Origin of the sequence: Herbaspirillum lusitanum P6-12 (assembly GCF_000256565.1) — a bacterium.
Lineage (GTDB): Bacteria > Pseudomonadota > Gammaproteobacteria > Burkholderiales > Burkholderiaceae_D > Herbaspirillum > Herbaspirillum lusitanum.
Map to the genome: position 1 here is coordinate 1 of NZ_AJHH01000460.1, position 2,312 is coordinate 2,312.

Sequence of the window (2,312 nt, forward strand, 5' to 3'; positions counted from 1 at the left end):
TTCGTCACGCTGATCGGCGAGCTCAATTTCGCCATCGCCGCCTTTTACGGGATCGGCGCCTATGGCGCGGGGGCGGCGCTGACGGTCTACAACATACCGTTCCTGCCGGCGCTGCTGCTGGGCGGTGTGATCGCGGCGCTGGTCAGCCTGGTCTTCGGCTATGTGACGCTGAAAACCAAGGGGCCGTATTTCCTGCTGATCGGCTTCGCCTTCACCGAGGTGATGCGCATCCTCTACGCCAGGTCCGACTGGCTGGGCGGAAACTCGGGCATGGTGGGGATTTTTCCGCCGAGCGGATTCGGCAACTACTTTCCGCTTTTCGCCATCGGCCTGTGCAGCGTCATGATCCTGGCCCTGTATCTCATCGAGCGCTCGTCTTTCGGCAAGATCCTGATCGCGATCCGCGACAACGACAACGTCGTGTTGTCGGTCGGCATCAACGTGCATCTGTCCAAGGTGGTCTGCTTCGGTATTGCTTCCTTTGTGGCCGGAATCGGCGGCTCGCTGCACGGATTCACGAATAACGTCATCAGCCCCGGCGACTTCGGCTTCCTGTTGTCGACCTTTACCCTGGCTTATCTGAAAGTGGGCGGTGAAAACAGTCCGTTCGGTCCGTTGCTGGGATCGATCGTCTTGCTGGCGCTGGGAAGCGTGGCCATGGGTATGGGCGCCGGCGAGCATATCTTCTACGGCGCCGCCATCGTCATTGCGGTGCTGCTGTTTCCCAACGGGCTGGTCGGCATTTTTTCCTGGGGCTACAAGAAGCTGTTTTCACATGCAGAGAGCAAGGGCGGCAAGGTTGGGCAGATGCATGAACCACGCCCTGCAGCAAAGCCGTTGCACAAGAAGGAGCAGGTCAATGGATAAGCGCAATATCGAAACGTCTCCTGGCGCAGGTGCGGCCGGTCACGAAGTGCTGGCCCGCGTCACTAACCTGACGCGCCGCTTCGGCGGCCTGGTTGCGGTGTCGGACCTGAACATGGAGATCCGACGGCAAGAGATCCTGGGCCTGATCGGTCCCAACGGCGCGGGAAAAAGCACCACCTTCAACCTGATCAGCGGTTTTTTCAAGCCATCGTCGGGCCGTCTTTATTTCGACGGCAAGGACATGACGGGAAAGTCGGCGCTGGAGATCAGCCGGGCCGGGCTGGTCAGAACCTTCCAACATGGTAGCCTGATGCGCAGCATGAGCGTCTACGAAAACATCCTGATCGGCGCCATCGGCGCATTGCCGCGCGGGACAAAAAAGGAGCGTGCGGCAAGGGTTGAAGAGACCGCGGAAATGCTGGGACTCGGGCCTTACCTGAATGAGATCGCAGGAACGCTGCCGCATGGCATCCAGCGCTTGATCAGCATCGCCATCGCGTCGGCGCCGCGGCCCAAGCTGCTTTGCCTGGACGAGCCGCTCACCGGCCTGAACCAGACCGAGGTGATGACGACGCTGGGCGTATTCGAAAAGATCCGCCAGGTCTTCGGTTGCACGATTCTCCTGGTGGAACACAACATGAAGGCCGTGATGCAGATCTGCGATCGTATCGTCGTGCTGCATCACGGGCAGTTGCTCGCCACCGGTACGCCCGACGAAATCCGTCACGACGACACCGTGGTGTCGGCCTATCTGGGGAAACGCCATGGCGACTGAAGACATCTCGATCGAGCTTGGCGACCTGTGCGTCAACTACGGCATCGTGCCTGCATTGCGCGGCGTGAATATCACCCTGCGCAAAGGCCAGATCGTCACGATCATCGGCGCCAACGGCGCCGGAAAATCAACCATGATGAAAACCATGGCCGGCTTGCTGCGTCCGAGTTCCGGATCGATCCGGCTGTTCGGCGAAGAGGTGTCGGGCCTGAGTGCGGAGAAGCTGGTGCCGCGCGGCCTCTCCCTGGTGCCGGAAGGGCGCCGATTGTTCGGCGCCATGTCGGTCGGCGAGAACATGGCCCTGGGCGCCTATTGTCGGGGAAACGCCGCCGCCATCGCACAGGACTTCGAGCGGACCCTGAGTTACTTCCCTGACCTGAAGCATCGTCTCAAGACCGTTGCAGGAACCTTGAGCGGCGGCCAGCAGCAGATGGTTGCGGTGGCGCGGGCGTTGATGAGCTCGCCGCGCATCCTGCTGCTCGACGAACCCACCATCGGGCTGGCGCCGGCGGTAGTCGATACCATTTCTTCGGTGATCGGCACGATCCGGGATTCCGGCGTGGATGTCATTCTGGTGGAGCAGAACGCCGAGATTGCGCTGGAGGTGGCCGACTACGGCTACGTCCTGGAAGACGGCAACGTAGTGATGCAAGGCCTTGTTCTTGTTTGT

3 protein-coding genes are annotated in these 2,312 nt (G+C 60.9%); all 3 read left to right on the top strand.

The window, feature by feature from the left end; translation table 11 throughout:
• A partial coding sequence (locus tag HLUSI_RS28825) for a branched-chain amino acid ABC transporter permease (RefSeq protein ID WP_016834775.1) occupies window positions 1-867 on the top strand: 867 nt, incomplete at its 5' end.
• The gene (locus HLUSI_RS0115070; RefSeq protein WP_016834776.1) at window positions 860-1,642 is read left to right on the top strand and encodes an ABC transporter ATP-binding protein; all 783 of its coding nucleotides are present in this window, start codon (window positions 860-862) and stop codon (window positions 1,640-1,642) included. The genes HLUSI_RS28825 and HLUSI_RS0115070, both read left to right, overlap by 8 nt.
• Window positions 1,632-2,312 (top strand): ABC transporter ATP-binding protein (locus HLUSI_RS0115075; protein WP_016834777.1); only part of this gene is annotated, 681 nt, incomplete at its 3' end. The genes HLUSI_RS0115070 and HLUSI_RS0115075, both read left to right, overlap by 11 nt.